The sequence below is a fragment of the Clostridioides sp. ZZV15-6598 genome (assembly GCF_020657705.1).
Lineage (GTDB): Bacteria > Bacillota > Clostridia > Peptostreptococcales > Peptostreptococcaceae > Clostridioides > Clostridioides difficile_F.
Genome location: NZ_JAGWCS010000040.1, coordinates 1 through 19,370, shown reverse-complemented (window position 1 = coordinate 19,370; position 19,370 = coordinate 1). Strand labels below are relative to the sequence as shown.

Annotated in this window: 15 protein-coding genes; all 15 read left to right on the top strand. The window is 27.2% G+C overall.

Annotated elements, in window-relative coordinates; translation table 11 throughout:
• Positions 1 to 118 precede the first annotated feature (118 nt).
• Positions 119 to 790, top strand: coding sequence for an N-acetylmannosamine-6-phosphate 2-epimerase (locus tag KGF50_RS09885; protein WP_227847893.1), 672 nt, complete (start codon positions 119 to 121; stop codon positions 788 to 790).
• Between the two features lie 69 nt (positions 791 to 859).
• Positions 860 to 1,741: an N-acetylneuraminate lyase gene (locus KGF50_RS09880; RefSeq protein ID WP_413840264.1), complete on the top strand. Its 882-nt coding sequence runs from the start codon at positions 860 to 862 to the stop codon at positions 1,739 to 1,741.
• 30 nt (positions 1,742 to 1,771) lie between these two features.
• Positions 1,772 to 3,274, top strand: coding sequence for a sodium:solute symporter (locus tag KGF50_RS09875; RefSeq protein ID WP_227847892.1), 1,503 nt, complete (start codon positions 1,772 to 1,774; stop codon positions 3,272 to 3,274).
• 157 nt (positions 3,275 to 3,431) lie between these two features.
• Positions 3,432 to 3,884 (top strand): YhcH/YjgK/YiaL family protein, encoded by a 453-nt coding sequence (locus tag KGF50_RS09870; protein WP_227847891.1) that lies wholly within the window; start codon positions 3,432 to 3,434, stop codon positions 3,882 to 3,884.
• A gap of 162 nt (positions 3,885 to 4,046) precedes the next feature.
• Complete coding sequence (locus tag KGF50_RS09865; protein WP_227847890.1) at positions 4,047 to 4,850, top strand: sialate O-acetylesterase; 804 nt, start codon at positions 4,047 to 4,049, stop codon at positions 4,848 to 4,850.
• A gap of 56 nt (positions 4,851 to 4,906) precedes the next feature.
• Entirely contained in the window at positions 4,907 to 5,794 is an 888-nt protein-coding gene (locus KGF50_RS09860) for an ROK family protein (protein ID WP_227847889.1), read from the top strand.
• 18 nt (positions 5,795 to 5,812) lie between these two features.
• Positions 5,813 to 6,661 (top strand): MurR/RpiR family transcriptional regulator, encoded by an 849-nt coding sequence (locus tag KGF50_RS09855; protein ID WP_227482491.1) that lies wholly within the window; start codon positions 5,813 to 5,815, stop codon positions 6,659 to 6,661.
• Positions 6,662 to 6,723: 62 nt separating this feature from the next.
• Positions 6,724 to 7,413 (top strand): Crp/Fnr family transcriptional regulator, encoded by a 690-nt coding sequence (locus tag KGF50_RS09850; protein ID WP_227847888.1) that lies wholly within the window; start codon positions 6,724 to 6,726, stop codon positions 7,411 to 7,413.
• Positions 7,414 to 7,538: 125 nt separating this feature from the next.
• Positions 7,539 to 10,238: a diguanylate cyclase domain-containing protein gene (locus tag KGF50_RS09845; RefSeq protein ID WP_227847887.1), complete on the top strand. Its 2,700-nt coding sequence runs from the start codon at positions 7,539 to 7,541 to the stop codon at positions 10,236 to 10,238.
• A 102-nt stretch (positions 10,239 to 10,340) separates the two neighbouring features.
• A complete protein-coding gene (locus tag KGF50_RS09840) occupies positions 10,341 to 13,217 on the top strand; it encodes an EAL domain-containing protein (RefSeq protein WP_227847886.1) in 2,877 nt (958 codons plus the stop codon).
• Between the two features lie 172 nt (positions 13,218 to 13,389).
• Positions 13,390 to 14,397, top strand: a complete 1,008-nt coding sequence (gene asrA, locus KGF50_RS09835; protein WP_227847885.1) for an anaerobic sulfite reductase subunit AsrA — start codon at positions 13,390 to 13,392, stop codon at positions 14,395 to 14,397.
• Entirely contained in the window at positions 14,398 to 15,189 is a 792-nt protein-coding gene (asrB, locus tag KGF50_RS09830; RefSeq protein WP_227847884.1) for an anaerobic sulfite reductase subunit AsrB, read from the top strand.
• 12 nt (positions 15,190 to 15,201) lie between these two features.
• A complete protein-coding gene (asrC, locus tag KGF50_RS09825; RefSeq protein ID WP_227847883.1) occupies positions 15,202 to 16,173 on the top strand; it encodes a sulfite reductase subunit C in 972 nt (323 codons plus the stop codon).
• A gap of 56 nt (positions 16,174 to 16,229) precedes the next feature.
• A complete protein-coding gene (locus tag KGF50_RS09820) occupies positions 16,230 to 17,015 on the top strand; it encodes a formate/nitrite transporter family protein (protein WP_227847882.1) in 786 nt (261 codons plus the stop codon).
• A gap of 264 nt (positions 17,016 to 17,279) precedes the next feature.
• Entirely contained in the window at positions 17,280 to 19,298 is a 2,019-nt protein-coding gene (locus KGF50_RS09815) for an FUSC family protein (protein ID WP_227847881.1), read from the top strand.
• Positions 19,299 to 19,370 lie beyond the last annotated feature (72 nt).

The following is a 19,370-nucleotide window of genomic DNA, read 5'->3' as shown; positions in this document are numbered from 1 at the left end:
CTATAAAAAAATAGAAATAATAAAAAAATATGAAAAAATATTGCAAAGAAAAAGTTTTCATGTTATTATTAATACATAAATTAAGAAAATAAATTTCAGAAATGAGGTAATCAAAAAAATGCTAGATAAGGTAAAGGGAAGACTAATAGTATCATGCCAAGCTTTAGAAAATGAACCTCTTCATAGTTCTTTTATAATGGGTAGAATGGCTAGAGCTGCTCAGGAAGGTGGAGCAGTTGGAATTAGAGCTCAAGGAGTTGATGATATTATTGAAATAAAAAAAGTTACTGGACTTCCTGTCATAGGTATCATAAAGAGAAATTATGAAGATTCAGATATATATATAACACCAACTAAAAAAGAAGTAGATGAACTTTTAACAACAGAATGTGAGATGATAGCACTGGATGCTACTAATAGAGTTAGACCAAACAACGAAGATTTGAAAGAAATTATAAATTATATAAAAGAAAATAATGTTTTAGTAATGGCCGATATTTCAAATTATGATGAAGCCGTCAAGGCACAAGAATACGGTGTAGACTGCGTTTCAACTACATTATCTGGATATACTCCATATACAGAAACTTTAGATGGTCCAGATTTTGTACTGATGGAAAGATTGGTTAAAGATTTAAAAATACCTGTAATAGCAGAAGGAAAGGTAAATACTCCTCAAGATTTAAAAAAAGTCTTTGAACTTGGAGTTCACTCATCAGTTGTAGGTTCAGCAATAACAAGACCACAATTGATAACAGAAAAATTTGTTAAAGCAATTGAAATTAATTAAAAATTAATTTATAAATTAAAAATTTATTATATTTAACTATATTTGAAAATTAAAATTGGAGGTAAAGATATGAGAACAACAGATATGAAAGGAATTTATTCAGCATTATTAGTTTCATTTGATAAGGAAGGAAATATAAACGAAAAAGGGTTAAGACAAATAATTAGACATAATATAGATGTTTGTAAAATAGATGGTCTTTATGTAGGTGGAAGTACAGGAGAAAACTTCATGCTTTCAACTGATGAAAAGAAAAAAATATTTGAAATAGCTAAAGATGAAGTGAAAGAAGAAATAAAGTTAATAGCTCAAGTTGGTTCAGTTAACTTAAAAGAAGCTGTAGAACTTGCTAAATTTACAACTGATCTAGGATATGATGCTATAAGTGCTGTTACACCTTTTTACTATAAATTCGATTTTGAAGAAATAAAACACTACTATAATACAATAATAAATTCTGTAGACAATAGATTAATAATATACTCTATACCATTTTTAACTGGTGTTGATATGAGTTTAGATCAATTTGGGGAATTATTTGAAAATGAAAAAATAATAGGTGTTAAGTTTACAGCAGCAGATTTCTATTTACTAGAAAGAATGAGAAAAACATTCCCAAATAAATTAATATTTGCAGGATTTGATGAAATGATGTTACCAGCTACAGTTTTAGGTGTAGACGGGGCAATTGGTTCTACATTTAATGTAAACGGTGTCAGAGCTAGACAAATATTTGAATTAACTAAGAATGAAAAAATATCAGAAGCACTTGAAGTGCAACATGTGACTAATGATTTAATAACAGATATATTAGGAAATGGCCTATATCAAACAATTAAATTACTACTTGAAGAACAAGGTGTTGAAGCTGGATATTGTAGACAACCTATGAAGGAAGCAACTGATGAAATGAAATCAAGAGCGAAAGAAATATACAGAAAGTATTTTTAATAATACTTTTAGTATGGGAGGATTAGTCAAATGGTAGGATTTACTTGGATAGATTTTGCAATATTAGTAGTTTACTTATTGGCAGTTTTATTTGCAGGATTATTATTTTCAAAGAAGGAAATGAAAGGAAAAGAGTTCTTCAAAGGTGATGGAACTATTCCATGGTGGGTTACATCAGTGTCAATATTTGCTACATTATTAAGCCCAATATCATTTTTATCACTAGCAGGTAATTCTTATGGTGGAACATGGATTTTATGGTTTGCACAATTAGGTATGTTTATAGCTATACCTTTAACGATAAAATTCTTCTTACCTTTATATAGTAGATTAGAAATAGATACTGCATATGAGTACTTAGAAATGAGATATGAAAGTAAAGGTCTTAGAGTGCTTGGAGCTTTAATGTTTATAATATATCAAATAGGACGTATGTCTATAATAATGTATCTACCATCAGTAGTTTTAGCAGGTCTTACAGGGATACCTGTAAATGTGTTAATAATAGTTATGGGTGTAATAGCAATAATTTATTCATATACAGGTGGCTTAAAAGCTGTTTTATGGACTGACTTTATACAAGGTATGGTACTAATAGTGGGTGTTACAGGTACACTATTCTATCTAATATCAAGTATAAATGGTGGATTTGGAACAGTGATGGATACTCTTACAAGTGGTCATAAATTCTTAGCAACAAATGAAGTTATGTTTGATAAAAATATACTATCTACAAGTGCATTTATAATATTTGTTGGAGCTGGTCTTAATACTTTTTCATCATATGTATCAAGTCAAGATATAGTTCAAAGATTTACTACAACAACTGATATAAAACAACTTAATAAAATGACATATGGAAATGGTGTTTTATCAATGGGACTTGCAACAGTATTTTATCTAATTGGAACTTGTTTATTTATATACTATACTCAAAACCCAGATTTAGCACAAACAGTTCAACAAGACCAAGTATTTGCATCATATATAGCTTATGAATTACCAGTAGGTATAACAGGAATACTACTTGCAGCAATATATGCAGCATCTCAGTCAACTTTATCAACAGGGCTTAATTCAGTTGCTACAAGCTGGACTTTAGATATACAAACTATTATAACAAAAGATATGAGTATGGAAAGACAAACTAAGGTAGCACAATATATATCATTAGGAGTAGGTATACTTTCTATAGTTGTTGCAATAATCTTAGCAAATGGAGAAATAAAGTCAGCATATGAATGGTTCAATAGTTTTATGGGTCTAGTTTTAGGCGTTTTAGCAGGAATATTTGTACTTGGTGCGTTTTGTAAAAGAGCAACTAAAATGGGAGCATATGTTGGATTTGCAGTATCAGCAATTTTAGTTGTTTATCTAAAATACAAATTACCAGAAGTAACTTCTTGGGCTTATTCTCTAATAACAATAACTACTTCTGTAGTAGTAGGAACAGTATTTAGTGCAATAGAATCTAAAGTTAAAGCAAAAGTATATTTACCAAAAGCTGAAACTACAGTTTATTATGAAAAATAATATAGAATTTAAATAAGAAATTATCTTATAGAGTGGCTAGATTAGAGTTATCAGATATATAAATAATCTAGTTACTCTATAAGAATGTATAAAGATATTTATATGTAAAAAATCTAAAAGTAGAATGTATTTAAAATTATATAGGGAGATAGTGCTTATGATATTTGGAAGTATAAATCATAGTAAGACATATTCAACATTGCATGAAGATTTACTTAAGTGTTTTGAATATGCTAAAGAAAATTCATTGATAGATTACGAAAAAGGGACTCATACAATAGATGGTGATGACATCTTTGTAAATATCGTTGAGTATAAAACTTGTGAAAAAGAAGAAAGATTCTGGGAAGCTCATAAGAAATATATAGATGTACACTTGATGCTAGATGGATGCGAAAGAATAGACTTAAATTTTATAGAAAATTTAGAGCAAAAGGCATATGAGGAAGATAGTGACTTTTTACCTCTTAATGGGCAAAATAATGGATATGTTGAACTTAGAAAAGGTGATTTCTTAGTATGTTATCCAGAAGATGCACATATGACAGCAATAAAAGTTTCAGAAAAAGAAAATATCAAAAAAGCTATTTTTAAGGTTTTGGTTAGATAATGAAAATTTATATAACCGCTAAGGCTGAAAATAGTGATTTAACTTTCAGCGATTAGTGAGATTTCGTAAATTTTAGTTAGATTACTATTTTCAGCCTTAGTTTTTTATAGGAAAATTTAAACAGGCATTAAAAAGTTTAGAATTGTATAGAGGAGTTAATTTATGGATAATATAGATGTATTTTTATTAATAGGACAAAGTAATGCTAGAGGCTTGGGAAATCCAAAAGACAGTGTTATTCCAAACGAGAATTGTTTTGAATACTTAAGTACTGACGAGATTATAAACATGAGATGTGAATTAGAGACTTCTGAAGGGGATGGGACTATAGCACCTGCATTTTCAAATGAGTGGAATAGACTTACAGGTAATAAAGTTTGTTTTATACACAATGCAAAGGATGGGTCAAGAATAAAAAATTGGAATCATGATAATAACTGGTTTTTAAATGACACTATAGAAAAATTTAATGCAGGGTGTAATACTTTAAGCAAGGATTATAAAATATCAAATAAATATGTTATTTGGATTCAAGGTGAAAGTGATGCAAAATATGGTAGTGATGTTTTATACTATAAAGAGAGTCTAAAAAAAATTGCATATAGACTTAAGGAAGAATGTATGATTGATAAAATGTTTGTTAGTTTAACTGGTTATTGGCTTGGAGAAGATGAATATTTTGTTAGAACAAGACGGATTGCAGTAGCGCAAGAATTTGCTTGTAATGAATGTGACACATTAAGTATAGGTAGTAAAATCGCTATGAAATTTCATGACCAAGGTTTAACTATTGATGATGTACATTATAGTCAAGAAGGTCTTAATATGTTAGGAGAAGATTTATGTAAGAATATTTATAAATATCATATAACTGAGGGAAAAATTATATTAAAGGATACTATAGATTTATCAGAAGCGAGAAAATATGTCTGTGAGTTGGAAAAAATAAATAAAAAATTTATGTAATATAAAATTTTAATTAGTAATATTGGTTATAAAAATAATTTGTATGGAGATATGTTATGAAAAATTATGTTTGTATAGATATTGGAGGTACTTCAATAAAATATGGATTTATTAGAGAAGATGGGTTAATAATCGATAAATCAAGTTTAGATACTGAAGCAAAAGAAAAAGGTGGGCCAGGAATATTATCTAAAATAAAGAAAATAGTTAAAAAATATATAAAAGAAAATGATATTGAGGGGATATGTATATCAACTGCAGGTATGGTTGACCCGATTGAAGGTAAGATAGTATTTGCATTAGAAGAATTAATTCCAAGCTATAAAGGTATGGAGTTAAAGAAAGAGATAGAAAAAGAATTTAATATAAAATGTGAAGTTGAAAATGATGTTAATTGTGCTGGACTTGGTGAAATGTGGCTTGGAGCAGGGAAGGGAGCAACTTCTTCTATATGTATGACAATAGGTACTGGTATTGGTGGTTGTGTTATAATAAATAATAAGCTTATAAATGGATTTAGTAATAGTGCTGGTGAAGTAGGATATATGAATATGGATGGAAGTACTTTCCAAGAGTTGGCATCAACTAGCAGCTTGGTGAAAAAAATAGCAAAAATAAAAAATATGGATGAAAATGACTTAAATGGGAAAATAATTTTTGATTTAGCAAAGAATAATGACGAAGATTGTTTAAAAGAATTGGATAATATGATAAAATCATTAGCAATTGGTATTGCAAATATATGTTATGTAATAAATCCAGAAGTTGTAATTTTAGGTGGTGGAATAATGGCACAAGAAGAATTTCTAAAACCTAAAATAGATAGAGCATTAAAGGAAGTTCTTATAGAAAGAGTTTATAAAAATACTAATGTAGAATTTGCAAAGAGACAAAATGATGCAGGTATGCTTGGGGCATTATATAATTTTTTAAACAAAATATAGAGAATAGAAGGTTTTTTAATGAGTATTTTAGAACAATTAGAATCACCAACTTTTAAAGTCACAAAGTCAGATAAATTATTGATAGCTTATATAAAAGAAAATATAGAGGATGTATTTTATAAACCAATATCACAAATTGCTAAAGAGAGTAATATTGGTGAAGCAACTATAACTAGATTTGTCAAAAAAATGAAGTTTAATGGTTTGCAAGACTTTAAAGTTACTTTAGCACAAGAAATATCAAGTAGTAATAAAAAAAATATCATAAACAAGAATATACAAAATGATGAGCCAGCGTTAGATACAGCTAAGAAACTTTTAAACTCAAATATAACTACTTTAGAGAATACTGTTGAGATAATCAATAGTGTGGATGTTCATGACTGTGCAAGACTTATAATAAATGCTAAAAAAGTTTACTTTATAGGTATTGGATATTCAGGGATAATAGCACAAGATTCAAACTATAAGTTTATGAGAATTGGGCTTAATTGTGTAAGTTTTGATAGTAGTCACACTATGATAATGATGTCTTCTATAATGGAAGAAGGAGATTTAATAGTTGCAATTTCTCATTCTGGGGAAACTGAAGAAATTATAAAAACTGTAAAACTTGCAAGAGCTAATAATGCTAAAATTATATCCATTACTGAAAATAAAAATTCTGAATTAAAGGATATTTCAGATGTGCACTTATCTTATGTATCAGGAGAAACTGTATTAGAAACAGGTTCAATATCTTCTAAATTGGCACAATTTTTTATTATTGATTTAGTATATACACAGGTAGTAAAAGAACTTTCAAATGAAGCTATTGAAAGAAAAATCAAGACTACAAATGCTATAAAACTGTTTAAAAATGAATAAAATCAGATATTTGTAATACTTTATGTGGTTTTCTTAAAAATTTAGTAATGAGGAGATTTTACATGTCTAAATTAAAAGACTATAATATTGACGAAGTAATGCTTTTTAATAATTTATGTAGTGAAACTAAGAATCAACTTAAAGAAAAAGCTAAACTAAAAAGATTACAAAGAAAAGAAATTTTATTTTATGAAAAAGAACAATTAGACAGAGTATATGTACTTTTAGATGGGAAAGTATCTATTTTTAAGATAAGCGAAAATGGTGAGAGAAAGGTGATTTTCATATTAAATAATGGAGAAATTATAAATGACATTACCTTTGATTTTACTAAGAATTCTGCTGTTGGATGTGAGGCATTTGAAAATTCAATTGTATCTTATTATAGTATCGAAGAATTTACAGAAATTATGAAAAATGATTTTCAACTTACAAAAGATATTATTTCTTATATGGAGAGAAGGACAAGACGTTTATATAGACAGTTAAAAAATTCAATATCTATAAAAGTAGATAAGAAATTAGCAGCAAAATTATATAGATTAAGTAAAGAATTTGGAGTTTGTTGTGGAGAATGGACGTTATTAAATGTAAATCTTACAGTTACATACTTAGCGGATATGCTTGGTTGTAAAAGAGAGACAGTTTCTAGAATGATAAAAGTATTGCAAAAAGAAGAACTTATCAAGATTGATAATAAAGGTTTTTATGTAAAAGAAAGCGAGCTATCAAAATACTTTAAAAACAATTAGTTATAATTAAATAAAGATATTATTAAGAGAATCTATTTATAGATTCTTTTTTATTTATCTAAAATGGTATTATTTACCTTAAGTTTATTGAAACAGCTGAATTCTGATAGTATAATTAATTTAATATGAATAGTAAATATACAGATGTTGACACAGCTTCTATACGCAGAAAGGGATGTATCAAAATGAAAAATAAAAAATTCATTGGTTATGCTTTAGGTCTGATTTTTATATGTGTATTTGTGATGTTTTCTCTTTGGGATTTTACCTATAATGTTAATTCATTAGTAGAAAAAAGTAAAAAGATGCATTTAGAAGAGTTATCATCGCAAAGTTCAAATACTATAAATGTTAAGCTTAACTCACTAACAAAGTTTATAAATAGTATTTCTAAAATTGTTTCAGAGTCAGAGGGTATGAAGAAAGAAGATATAATGAAATTATTAAATGATGTATCAAAGGAATCTGATTTTGAAAAAATCTACATTGCATATCCAGATGGTACAGCCTATACAGGTGATGGAAAGGTCTATAATATATCGCAACATAGCTATTTTAAGAAGGCAATGAAAGGGGAAAGTAATATATCAGAAATCATAAAATCATCTGTTAACAATGAAAATAGTTTTATAGTAGCGTCTCCCATATTCAAAAATGGTGAAGTGACTGGAGTTCTGTATGGTTCTTATTATACAAGTAAATTAGGTGAATTTATAGATGTGACTAGTTTTAATGGAGAAGGAAGTACATATATATTTGAAAAGTCGGGAAATCTTGTCTCAAAATCTACTCCAGGAAAAACTGATGACACTATAAAGAATGTTAATGATTTTTTTGATTTTATTTATATTGGAGAAGATTACAGTTATAAAAACTTTATTGAAGATATATCAAATAAGAAAAGTGGATTTTTAGAATATAAATTTAAAGGAAAAGAGGAATATGCCACATATACTCCAGTTGGTTTAAATGATTGGTATGTATTGTCTTTTATTCCAAAGACTTTGATAGTGAAAGAGATTTCTAAGATAAATAAACTTGCAATTATATTAACTATTAAAAACTTCATAGCACTTTCAGTTTTGATTTTAATTGTATTTTATAAAGAGAAAAAATCCAAAGAAAAACTTGTAAAAGCAAATTTAGAGATATCTTCGCTAACTAACAATATACCAGGCGGTGTTTTTAAATGTAGTGTAGGTGAAAAATATGAATTTGTGTTTTTAAGTGATGGATTTATTGACCTGTTTGAATATACTAAAGAAGAGATAAAATCTATGTTTAATAATAATTTTTACGATGTAATTTATAAAGATGATGTAGATAGAGTGAAAAAGGAATTTGCACTTCAAATATTAGAATCAAAAGTAGTTGAAATAGAGTATAGAATGATTACCAAGAGTGGGAATTTTGTGTGGGTTGTAAATAAGTGTGAACTCATAAAAGATTCTGATGAAAAAGAGTATTTCTACTGTGTATTGGTTGATATAACAGATTTAAAAAGAGCAGAAGAAGAACTTAAAATTAATGAAGAAAGGCTTAGAATAGCCTTATCTAAGACTTCTAACATAGTATTTGACTATTATATGCATACAAAATCTATACATATCTCTAGTGATGTCTCTTCAATATATGGACTACAAAAAAATATTGAAAATGGCATAGAATATTTTATAGATTCTGGGATAATACATCCTGATTTTGTTGATGTGTTTAAAGAATCTTTTAATAAAATGGAAAAAGGTGAAGAAAGTGTAGTATCTGTAATAAAAACAAAACTAGTCAATAGAAAATATATATGGAATAGAATGACTCTAACTAATTTATTTAATGGAACAGATATTCCAATTAGAGCGATAGGTCTATTAGAAGACATAAATGAGCAAAAAAAAGCTGAAATGCAATATAATCAAGAAGAGCAATATAGAAAAGCTATGTTGTCTGAAGCAATTGCTATATATGAAGTTAATTTTTCTCAAGATAAATTTATATCAAGTAATATAAAGTCTAATAATAATTTAGGTTTAAGACCTGCTGGAAAATATTCTGAAGTAATGGAGGCTATTGTTGATGATATAGTTTTTATTTCAGATAGAGAAAATTTTAAAAAAGTATTTTACTATGAAAATGTCTTAGATTCATATAATAAGGGAGTAAATGAGTTAAAGTTAGAGTATAGAAGATATGACACTAATGGTAAGCTTTTGTGGGAACTTTGTACAATGCATTTACTTAAAGACCCACAAAGTAATCAACTTAAAGGATTTGCATACATTAAAGATATAGATAAACAGAAAAAAGAAGAGATTGAGCTTAAATTTAAAGCTGAACGTGATATATTAACAGGAATTTATAATAAAGGTACAACTGAGACTCTAATAAAGAGATTTTTGAGTTTAGACAGGGCTAAAGAAAGTAGTCATGCATTTTTTATTATTGATTTAGACGATTTCAAAGCTATTAATGATAATTTAGGACATGCCTTTGGTGATAAAGTTTTAGTTGAAGTCTCAAAAAAATTAACGTCTATTTTTAGAGAAGATGATATAATTGGACGTATTGGTGGAGATGAGTTTGTAGTTTTCATAAAAAATATGAAGGATATGAAATTTATTGAAAATAAAGCGATTGAGTTATGTAATGCATTTAGAAATTATTATACTGGAGTAAATAAGTCATATAAAGTTTCTTGTAGTATTGGAATATCCATTATGCCAAATCATGGAACATCTTTTATTGAATTATATGAAAAAGCAGATAAAGCTCTTTATTATTCAAAAAATCAAGGAAAAGATAGATTTATTATATTTAATGACTCTATTTAAAATTTAAATGAATGATTTAAGTTTTTAAATGAAAAGGATATTAAATTAAATAAGAATACTTTAACTATCTTGATATGATTTAGTTATAAATGGAGGAATACTATGAATGGAAAATATAGATTTACTATTACTATGGTTATTTTTTTACTTATATTAAATACATCATTTGTTTTAGCCGCTTCTGAGAAAGAAAAAGTGAGAGTTGGATATTGGCCTAGTTATGGAATTTCTGTTACAAAAGATGGTCAATTATATGGATATACATATGATTATATGAATGAAATAGCTAAAATAAATAATTGGAAATTAGAATATATACCTTGTGGATGGGGTCAAGGTCTAGAAATGCTTAAAGAGGGACAAATTGATATATTTGGAGCATTGCAAAAGGATGAAGAACGTGAAAAATACTATGATTATACGAATTTAAATTTTGGATATGAATATGGAGCATTGTATGTGAACTCCAAAAACAATACAATATCTTATAATAATCTAAAAGAGATTGATGGAAAAGTAGTAGGTACAGTTTCAGATAATCATTTTAAAAGTGTATTTGATGAATACTGTAAAAAAAATAAAATATCTGTAAAATATAAGTACATAGAAGGTGCAGAAGAACTTCAAAAGGAACTTGAAAAAGGAACCATTGATATGATACTTACAGGAAGCATCAGAGATATACCAAATACAAAGGTAGTATTACGTTTTTCATCAGAGCCTATTTATTATGCAACAACTAAAGGAAACAAAAAAATACTAGATGGTTTGAATTATGCATTAAATGAGATTAAGCGAGAAGATATATATTATGATGGTAATTTATTTAATAAACATTATAAGGATACTGCAATATCCACAGAAGTATTTACTTTGGAGGAAAAAAAATATATAAAGAAACATCCTATAATAAAAGTTGTATCAGGTCCTGATACATCACCACTATCTTTTTATGATAAAAATACAAATTCCTACAAAGGTATATCAATAGATATATTAAAATCAATTTCAAATAACTCTGGTTTAAAGTTTGAATATATAAAGGTAGATAATTTTTCTGATGGCTTAAAAATGGTTGAAAATGGTGAGGTAGATATTTGTGCAAATATGTTTATGTCACGGAGTACTGAGTTAGAGCATAATATTGTATTTACTGATGGATACCTTGAAACTACTATGTTAGGTTTGGCAAAAAATGATATTGGAATGAATGAAAAAACTAAAGTAGCAATGATTAAATGGACAGGTATAGAATCATTTGTAAAAGAATATTATCCAAATCAAAAAGTAAGTTTTTATCCAAATGCTAGTAAATGTATTGAAGCTGTCAAGAAAGAAGAATGTGATGTATTTATAGGAAGCAACTATATACTAAATAATATAATTAATACTGAAGAATTTGATGAGCTTATGTTTATGCCAATAAAAAATCAAGTCGTGGATATTGGAATAGGGGTTTCTGGAAAAGCAAATCCTGCATTGTTGTCAATACTCAACAAATCTATTAATAGAGTTACAGAAGAAGAGGTTGCAATTGCAATTACAGGTAGTACAAAGTACTTAGAACATAAGGTCACTCTATTAGATTTTATACAACATAATATTATGGCATTTGTTTTAATAATATCATTTCTTATATTTATAGTTTTTGGAATATTTATTGTAAATTATAAGATACAAATGAATAAATTAAAAAAGATAGCATATGTTGATGAAGTAACAGGAATAAGGAGTTTACTAAAATTTAAAATTGATGCTAACAAGCTTTTTGAGAAATATAGAACAGATAACTTTGTTATATATTATATCAATATAGATAAATTTAAATATATAAATGATATGTTTGGTTTTGAATTTGGAGATAATATTTTAAAATATATAGCAAAAAAAATAGGTGAAAGTGTTTTTAAGGATGAAATATATGCAAGATTATCAGACGATAGATTTATTGTAATGACTAAAAAAAGCAATATAGAAAATTTAAGAAAAAGAGCAAATGATTTTTTTGAGGTTGTAAATGATGATAAAGAAAATACATTTAAAATAGATATAATACTTAAATGTGGAGCGTATTTAATTGATAGAGATGATGTAAATATTGATGTAATGATTGATAGGGCTAAGATAGCTTGCCAAACAATAGAAACTAATTATAAAAGTAAAGTTGCTTTTTATGATGATGAAATAAGGATTTCTATACTTCGTGAAAAAGAAATTGAAAATAATATGGATAATGCACTTTTAAATAAAGAGTTTGTAGTTTATTTGCAACCTAAAATTAACCTTATAACAGAGGAAGTTGTAGGTGCAGAGGCTCTTGTTCGTTGGATTCATCCAATTAAAGGAACTATACCTCCTAATGATTTTATTCCACTGTTTGAGAAAAATGGATTTATAGAAAAACTTGATTTGTATGTTTGGGATAATATATTTAGTACAATGTCAAAATGGAGAAAAAATGGAATAAAGCCACCACCAATTTCTATAAATGTATCAAGAATTCATTTAAATAATAGAAATATAGTAACTAGCTTAAAATCTTTAATAAATAAGCATAATATACCAGCACATCTAATAGAACTTGAGTTAACAGAAAGTTTATTTTTGTCAAATATAAGTATGATTTTAGATATTCTAAATGATTTACATAATATTGGATTTATTGTATCTATGGACGATTTTGGAAGTGGATATTCTTCGCTCAGTCTTTTGAAAAAATTGCCAATAGATGTATTGAAAATTGATAGAGAATTTTTAAATGAGACAATTACATCTACACGTGGAGAAAAAGTTATAAAGAATATAATTACATTAGGTAAGGATTTAGATATGCTAATTGTAGCTGAAGGAATAGAAACTGAAGGTCAATTAAATTTATTAAAAAATGCAGGTTGTGATATTGGACAAGGATTTTACTTTGCAAGACCTATGGAGATAGAATCATTTGAGAAGCTTGTATTTAAAAGAAGAGATTTTTAATTTAAAGTTATAACTGTTATAAAAATATTACTAGAGCTTAATAAACTCTAGTAATATTTTTTTTATTATTTTTAAAACTGTGATAATTGTCACGGAAGTATCTAAAAGAAAGTGTTAAGATTTAAACAAGATAATAAGTAAGCAAAACTAAAATATAAGAAAGGTGATAAAAATGAAATTAAAATTAGATTCATCCAAATTCAATGAAGGTCTGAATTCCCTAAAAAAAGACTACAGAATATTTGCACCAGTCATGATACCATTTAAAGGTACTTTTTCAGATACTGACATGATAAGATACAAGGAAGTAAGCACTTTTGAAGAAATGGAATTTGCTCAAAAATCAAACTTTTCACCAAAAGAAGTAGTGCTTCCTATCAATCAAGTCTTATTTTACTTTACTGAAAAAGAATTTAAGGAAAGCGATTTAGACAATAAAAAGATTTTAATTTTTCTAAGAGCTTGTGACATAAATGGAATAAAGAGACTAGATGAAATATATTTAAATAATGGAGAAGAAAAAGATTATTTTTATAAACATATTAGAGAAAAAATAAAATTTGCACTTGTAGGATGTAAAGAGAGTTTTAGAAATTGTTTTTGTGTAAGTATGGATTCTAATAAAACTGATAACTATTCACTTGGATTGAATATAGAAGGAGAAACATTGTACTTAGATATAAAAGACAATGAATTTGAAGTATTTAATGGAGAGGCAGCAGAATTTGATGTCAGTCATGTAACGGAAAATTTAATTTCTGTAGATGTACCAGAAAATATTGATTCTAATGGGATGATAGGAAATCCAATATGGGATGAATATGACACAAGATGTATTGGATGTGGAAGATGTAACTTTGTATGTCCAACATGTTCGTGCTTTACAATGCAGGATATTTTTTATAAGGAAAACGAAAATGTAGGTGAGAGAAGAAGAGTTTGGGCTTCATGTCAAGTAGATGGATATACAGATATAGCAGGTGGAAATTCTTTCAGAAAAAAACAAGGAGAAAGAATGAGATTTAAAACTATGCATAAAATAAATGATTTCAAAAAAAGATTTGGATATAACATGTGTGTTGGGTGTGGAAGATGTGATGATGCCTGTCCACAATATATATCATTTTCAAAATGTATAGAAAAAATAAATGATTTAGTAACTAGTAAGGAGGAGATATAAATGAACTCATATATACCAGTAAGTGCAAAAATACTAGATATAGTTAAACATACTGATAAAGAATGGACATTTAAAGTGAATTGCGATACAAAAGGTGTACTGCCTGGAAAATTCTATGAAATATCTATACCTAAATATGGTGAAAGTCCAATATCAGTATCAGGATATGGAGAAAATTATATTGATTTTACAATAAGAAATGTAGGTAAAGTTACTAGTGAATTATTCAATTACAAAGAAGGGGATTCGTTTTTTATAAGAGGACCTTATGGAAATGGATTTGATGTATCTTTATATGAAGGAAGAGAAATCGTAGTAGTAGCAGGAGGAAGTGCATTAGCCCCTGTAAGAGGAATAGTTGAATATTTTTATAATAACAAAGATAAGTGTGAAAAGTTTAAATTAATAGTTGGATTTAAATCACCAAAAGATGTTCTATTTGCAGAGGACTTAAAGAGATGGAGTGAAAAACTGGATATTTTAGTTACTGTAGATGGAGCTGATGAGGATTATAGTGGAAATGTAGGATTAGTAACAAAATATATTCCAGATTTAGATATAAAAGATATAAATAATACTTCTGCAATTGTAGTTGGACCTCCAATGATGATGAAATTTACAGTAGGAGAGTTTTTAAAAAGAGATTTAGACGAAAAAAATATTTGGGTTTCTTATGAAAGAAAAATGTGTTGTGGAATAGGAAAATGTGGACACTGTAAGATGGATGATACTTATATATGTTTAGATGGACCAGTATTTGATTATTCATATGCTAAAAATCTTATTGATTAGGGGGTGGAGTTTGTGATAAGAGATTTAAATACTAAAAAAGTAATGAAAAATGCTTACAGAATTACAAAAACAAAATATAAAACTTCTTTAAGAGTTAGAGTACCAGGAGGTCTTATTGACCCTGAAAGTTTAATTACAGTTTCTAAGATTGCAAATGAATATGGGAATGGTCAGATACATATAACTACAAGACAAGGCTTTGAAATCTTAGGAATAGATATGGAAGATATGGAAGAAATAAACAATATCATACAACCTGTTATTGAAAAAATGAATATAAATCAAAATGAGAAAAATGCAGGCTATCCAGCAGCAGGTACAAGAAATATAGCTGCCTGTATAGGTAATAAAGTCTGTCCAAAAGCACAGTATAATACAACTGAATTTGCAAAAAAAATAGAAAAAGCAATCTTTCCAAATGATTTACATTTTAAAGTAGCATTGACTGGATGTCCAAACGACTGTATAAAAGCTAGAATGAATGACTTTGGAATTATAGGAATGACATTGCCACTATATGAAAAAGATAGATGTGTGAATTGTGGAGCATGTGTAAAAAAATGTTCAAAACTATCTGTTGGAGCATTAAAAACAGAAAATAATAAAGTAGTAAGAGATGGAGACAAGTGCATAGGTTGTGGAGAATGTGTACTGAATTGCCCAACAAATGCATGGACTAGAGATGAAAAAAAATACTATAGATTAGCTATAATGGGTAGAACAGGGAAGAAAAACCCAAGACTAGCAGAAGATTTTCTTTTATGGGCAGATGAAGATAACATAATAAAAATAATACTTAATACTTACAAATATGTAGAGCAATATATAGATAAAGATGCACCAGGAGGGAAAGAACATATAGGATATATAATTGACAGGACTGGATTCATGGAATTTAAAAAATGGGCACTTGAAGGTGTACAATTTGAAGAAATAACTAAAGTACATGAAAATATATACTGGAGTGGTGTTAAATATCTGTAAATAATAAGAATATATATTTAAATAAATTATAAATTTAATAGAAGGAAGAGGGAATTATGCATAAAGAAACTTTGGATAAATTAACTAATGCAGCTATAAATAAAATAAATTTATTAAATACAAGTAAGATAAAATATTTAGTGTCTTCTGCTTTTGCAGGACTTTATGTAGGTATTGGTATACTTTTGATATTTACTATTGGAGGGATTTTGACAGATGCAGGTTCTCCTATGACAAAGATAATGATGGGGTTATCGTTTGCAGTAGCACTTAGTTTAGTTGTAATGACAGGAACAGAACTATTTACTGGAAATAATATGGTAATGTCTGCAGGTATGTTAAATAAAGGGGTAAGTATAAAAGATACTTCTAAAATATGGATATATAGTTGGGTAGGAAATTTAATAGGAGCTTTGATTTTAGGTATAATGTTTGTAGGAACTGGTTTAGTAGATAAAGGTCCTGTAGCAGAATTTTTTGCAACTACAGCAGCAGCCAAAGCATCTATGCCATTTATGTCTCTTTTCTTTAGAGGAGTTTTGTGTAATATCTTAGTTTGTGTTGCAGTTTTATGTTCATTTAGAACTAATAACGATAGTGCAAAAATAATTATGATATTCCTATGTTTATTTGCTTTCATAACAGCAGGTTTTGAACATAGCGTGGCAAATATGACAATCTATAGTGTTTCATTATTTTCGCCAACAATTCAAACAGTTAGCATTGGAGGAGCTATTTATAATTTAGTAGCTGTAACACTTGGAAACATTGTTGGAGGAGCTTTATTTATGGGACTTGGTACTTATATACTAGGTAAAGAAAAAATAAAACAAGTTTGCTAGATAAATCTTACAACACTCTCAATAAGTACAAATATTGTATCATTGAGAGTGTTGTTTTTAATTTTTAAAAAAATATTTGAAAGAAAAAAAGTATGATGGCATATGAATATATATGATATATATCATTGTAAAGTTCGATAATATATGAATTAAAATTAGAACTTCAACTAAAAAAGTTAGAATCCTCACGTAGAAAAGACGATTTTGAATACGATAATAAGTGTGATAAAATTGACTTTGTTGAAATTTTTAAGGAGGTATTTGATGACAAAAAAATTAATAATATCAAAAACTAAATTGTTTATTTTTATAATAGCATTTATATCTGCATTTATAGCTTTATTTGGAAGTAAAAATACACTTATAGGTGTGGCTATAGTAACAGCTATGCTAATGCTTTTGGAAAGGGATTTAACCATTTCTCCAATTAAAAATTTACTAAAATACTTGGTAATAAACGTAACTTTAGGAGTACTATCGTTTTTTGCAGTACAAAATATGTATTTAGGAATTTTATTAAATTTTATAGCATTATTTATAATAGGATATTTATTTAGTTATGACTTGAAAAGGGCTGTATATGTACCTTTTGGTCTTATGTATATATTTATGATAAGTATACCTGTAGGATTAAGCGAATTTCCTATAAGATTATCGGCTTTAGCTAGTGGTTCACTTGTCATAATGATTGCTCAATTTGTTATGAATAGAAATAGAATGAAAAAAATTGGTGATAAAGAATTAATATCTATATGTGATGAGTTGTTGGAAAAAGTAAATCTTTTAAAAAATATTATGAACAATGATAATTCTGTAAGTAAGTCTAATATGAGAAAAATAGATAGCTGTAATTACACAATAAATTCTATATCAAAAGGTCTTAAAATGGTTATATTTGATAATAGAAAAGATGACTTTTTTATTAGTATTAAAGGAATGGATATAATAAATATATTATTTTCATTAGAAAGAATAAGTTTAATCTTAGATAGATATAAAACAGATACTAAGGAATTTGAAGATGAAGATATAAAAAATATTCTAGAAGAAAGTAGTACAAATAGTAAAGAAGATGTTTTAACTGTAGTATCTAAAGAAGTAAATTATATCAAGATGTGCTTAGAAAATAAAGATAGGATAACTGATAAAGAAATACTTGGATTTAGAGACTATGTTGTTGCTCAAGATACTAAAAATATAAATTTGAAAGAAATTTACAGTGTTTTAGAAAATCTATATGAATTTTTATTAGAGTACAAAAAAGTAAAATCAAAAGAAGAAAAAAGAGTTGAAAGAAAAATAAAGATACCACGTGAATTTAAAAGAATATCAATATATAAGCAACATTTTAATTTAAAATCTATAAGATTTTCTTATGCAATAAAAATCGCTTTGGCTACAGCAATCTCAGGTTTTATTATGGATTATTTTCACTTAAAAGATGGAAGATGGATAATGTTAACTGTGTTTTCATTAACACAACCTTATGCAGAGAATTGTTTGCAGAAATCCAGAAAAAGAATAGAAGGTACACTAGTAGGAGCGGTAATATTTATTGTTTCATTTTCAATAATAAAAGATAATACATTAAGGTCATTAATAGTACTTTTAGCAGGATACATAAACTCATATGTAGTTGATTATAGAAAACTGATAGTGTGTGTAACTGTTTCAGCTCTTGGTTCAGCAGCAGTTATGGGAGACCCTAATGTTTTAACTATGAGTAGAATTTCATATGTGGTATTAGGTGCAATTATTGCATTAATAATAAATAAATTTGTTTTACCATATGATGCAAAAATGGGGTATCAGCATGTTATAGATGTGTATAAAGGTATAGTTAAAAATATAATTAATGAAGTTAATAAATCTATTGAAAACTCAACAAATGTTCATTATATAAAGAATCTATTATTAGTGCCATCACTTATTGAAGATAGACTTATGTTGATAAATACTATATACAAAGATGAACATCAAGATGATTTCTTAGAGAATCAACAATTACTAATAAGTAATATGTATAATTTATATATAAATGTCAAAAAGAATAATGTTAGAGATGAAGATTTAGAAAGAATATTGAGAGATACTAGTTATATTTCAAATTATGATGCTGGTAAATATGATGAAGGAAGAAGTGTAATTTTAGATAGTATTGAAAATACAGTAAGTTTGGGCGATAAAATAATTTGTCTAAATTTACTTCAAACTTTAAATGGTGTAAAAGAAATGTATAGAATAAGTAATACCAGTAAAATGTTAGTGCAAGAAGTTGCATAGTTATACTAAATGTATCATATTTCTTATTGCGCTTTACCTTTACATCTTTACTCATAAATCTAACCCCCATAA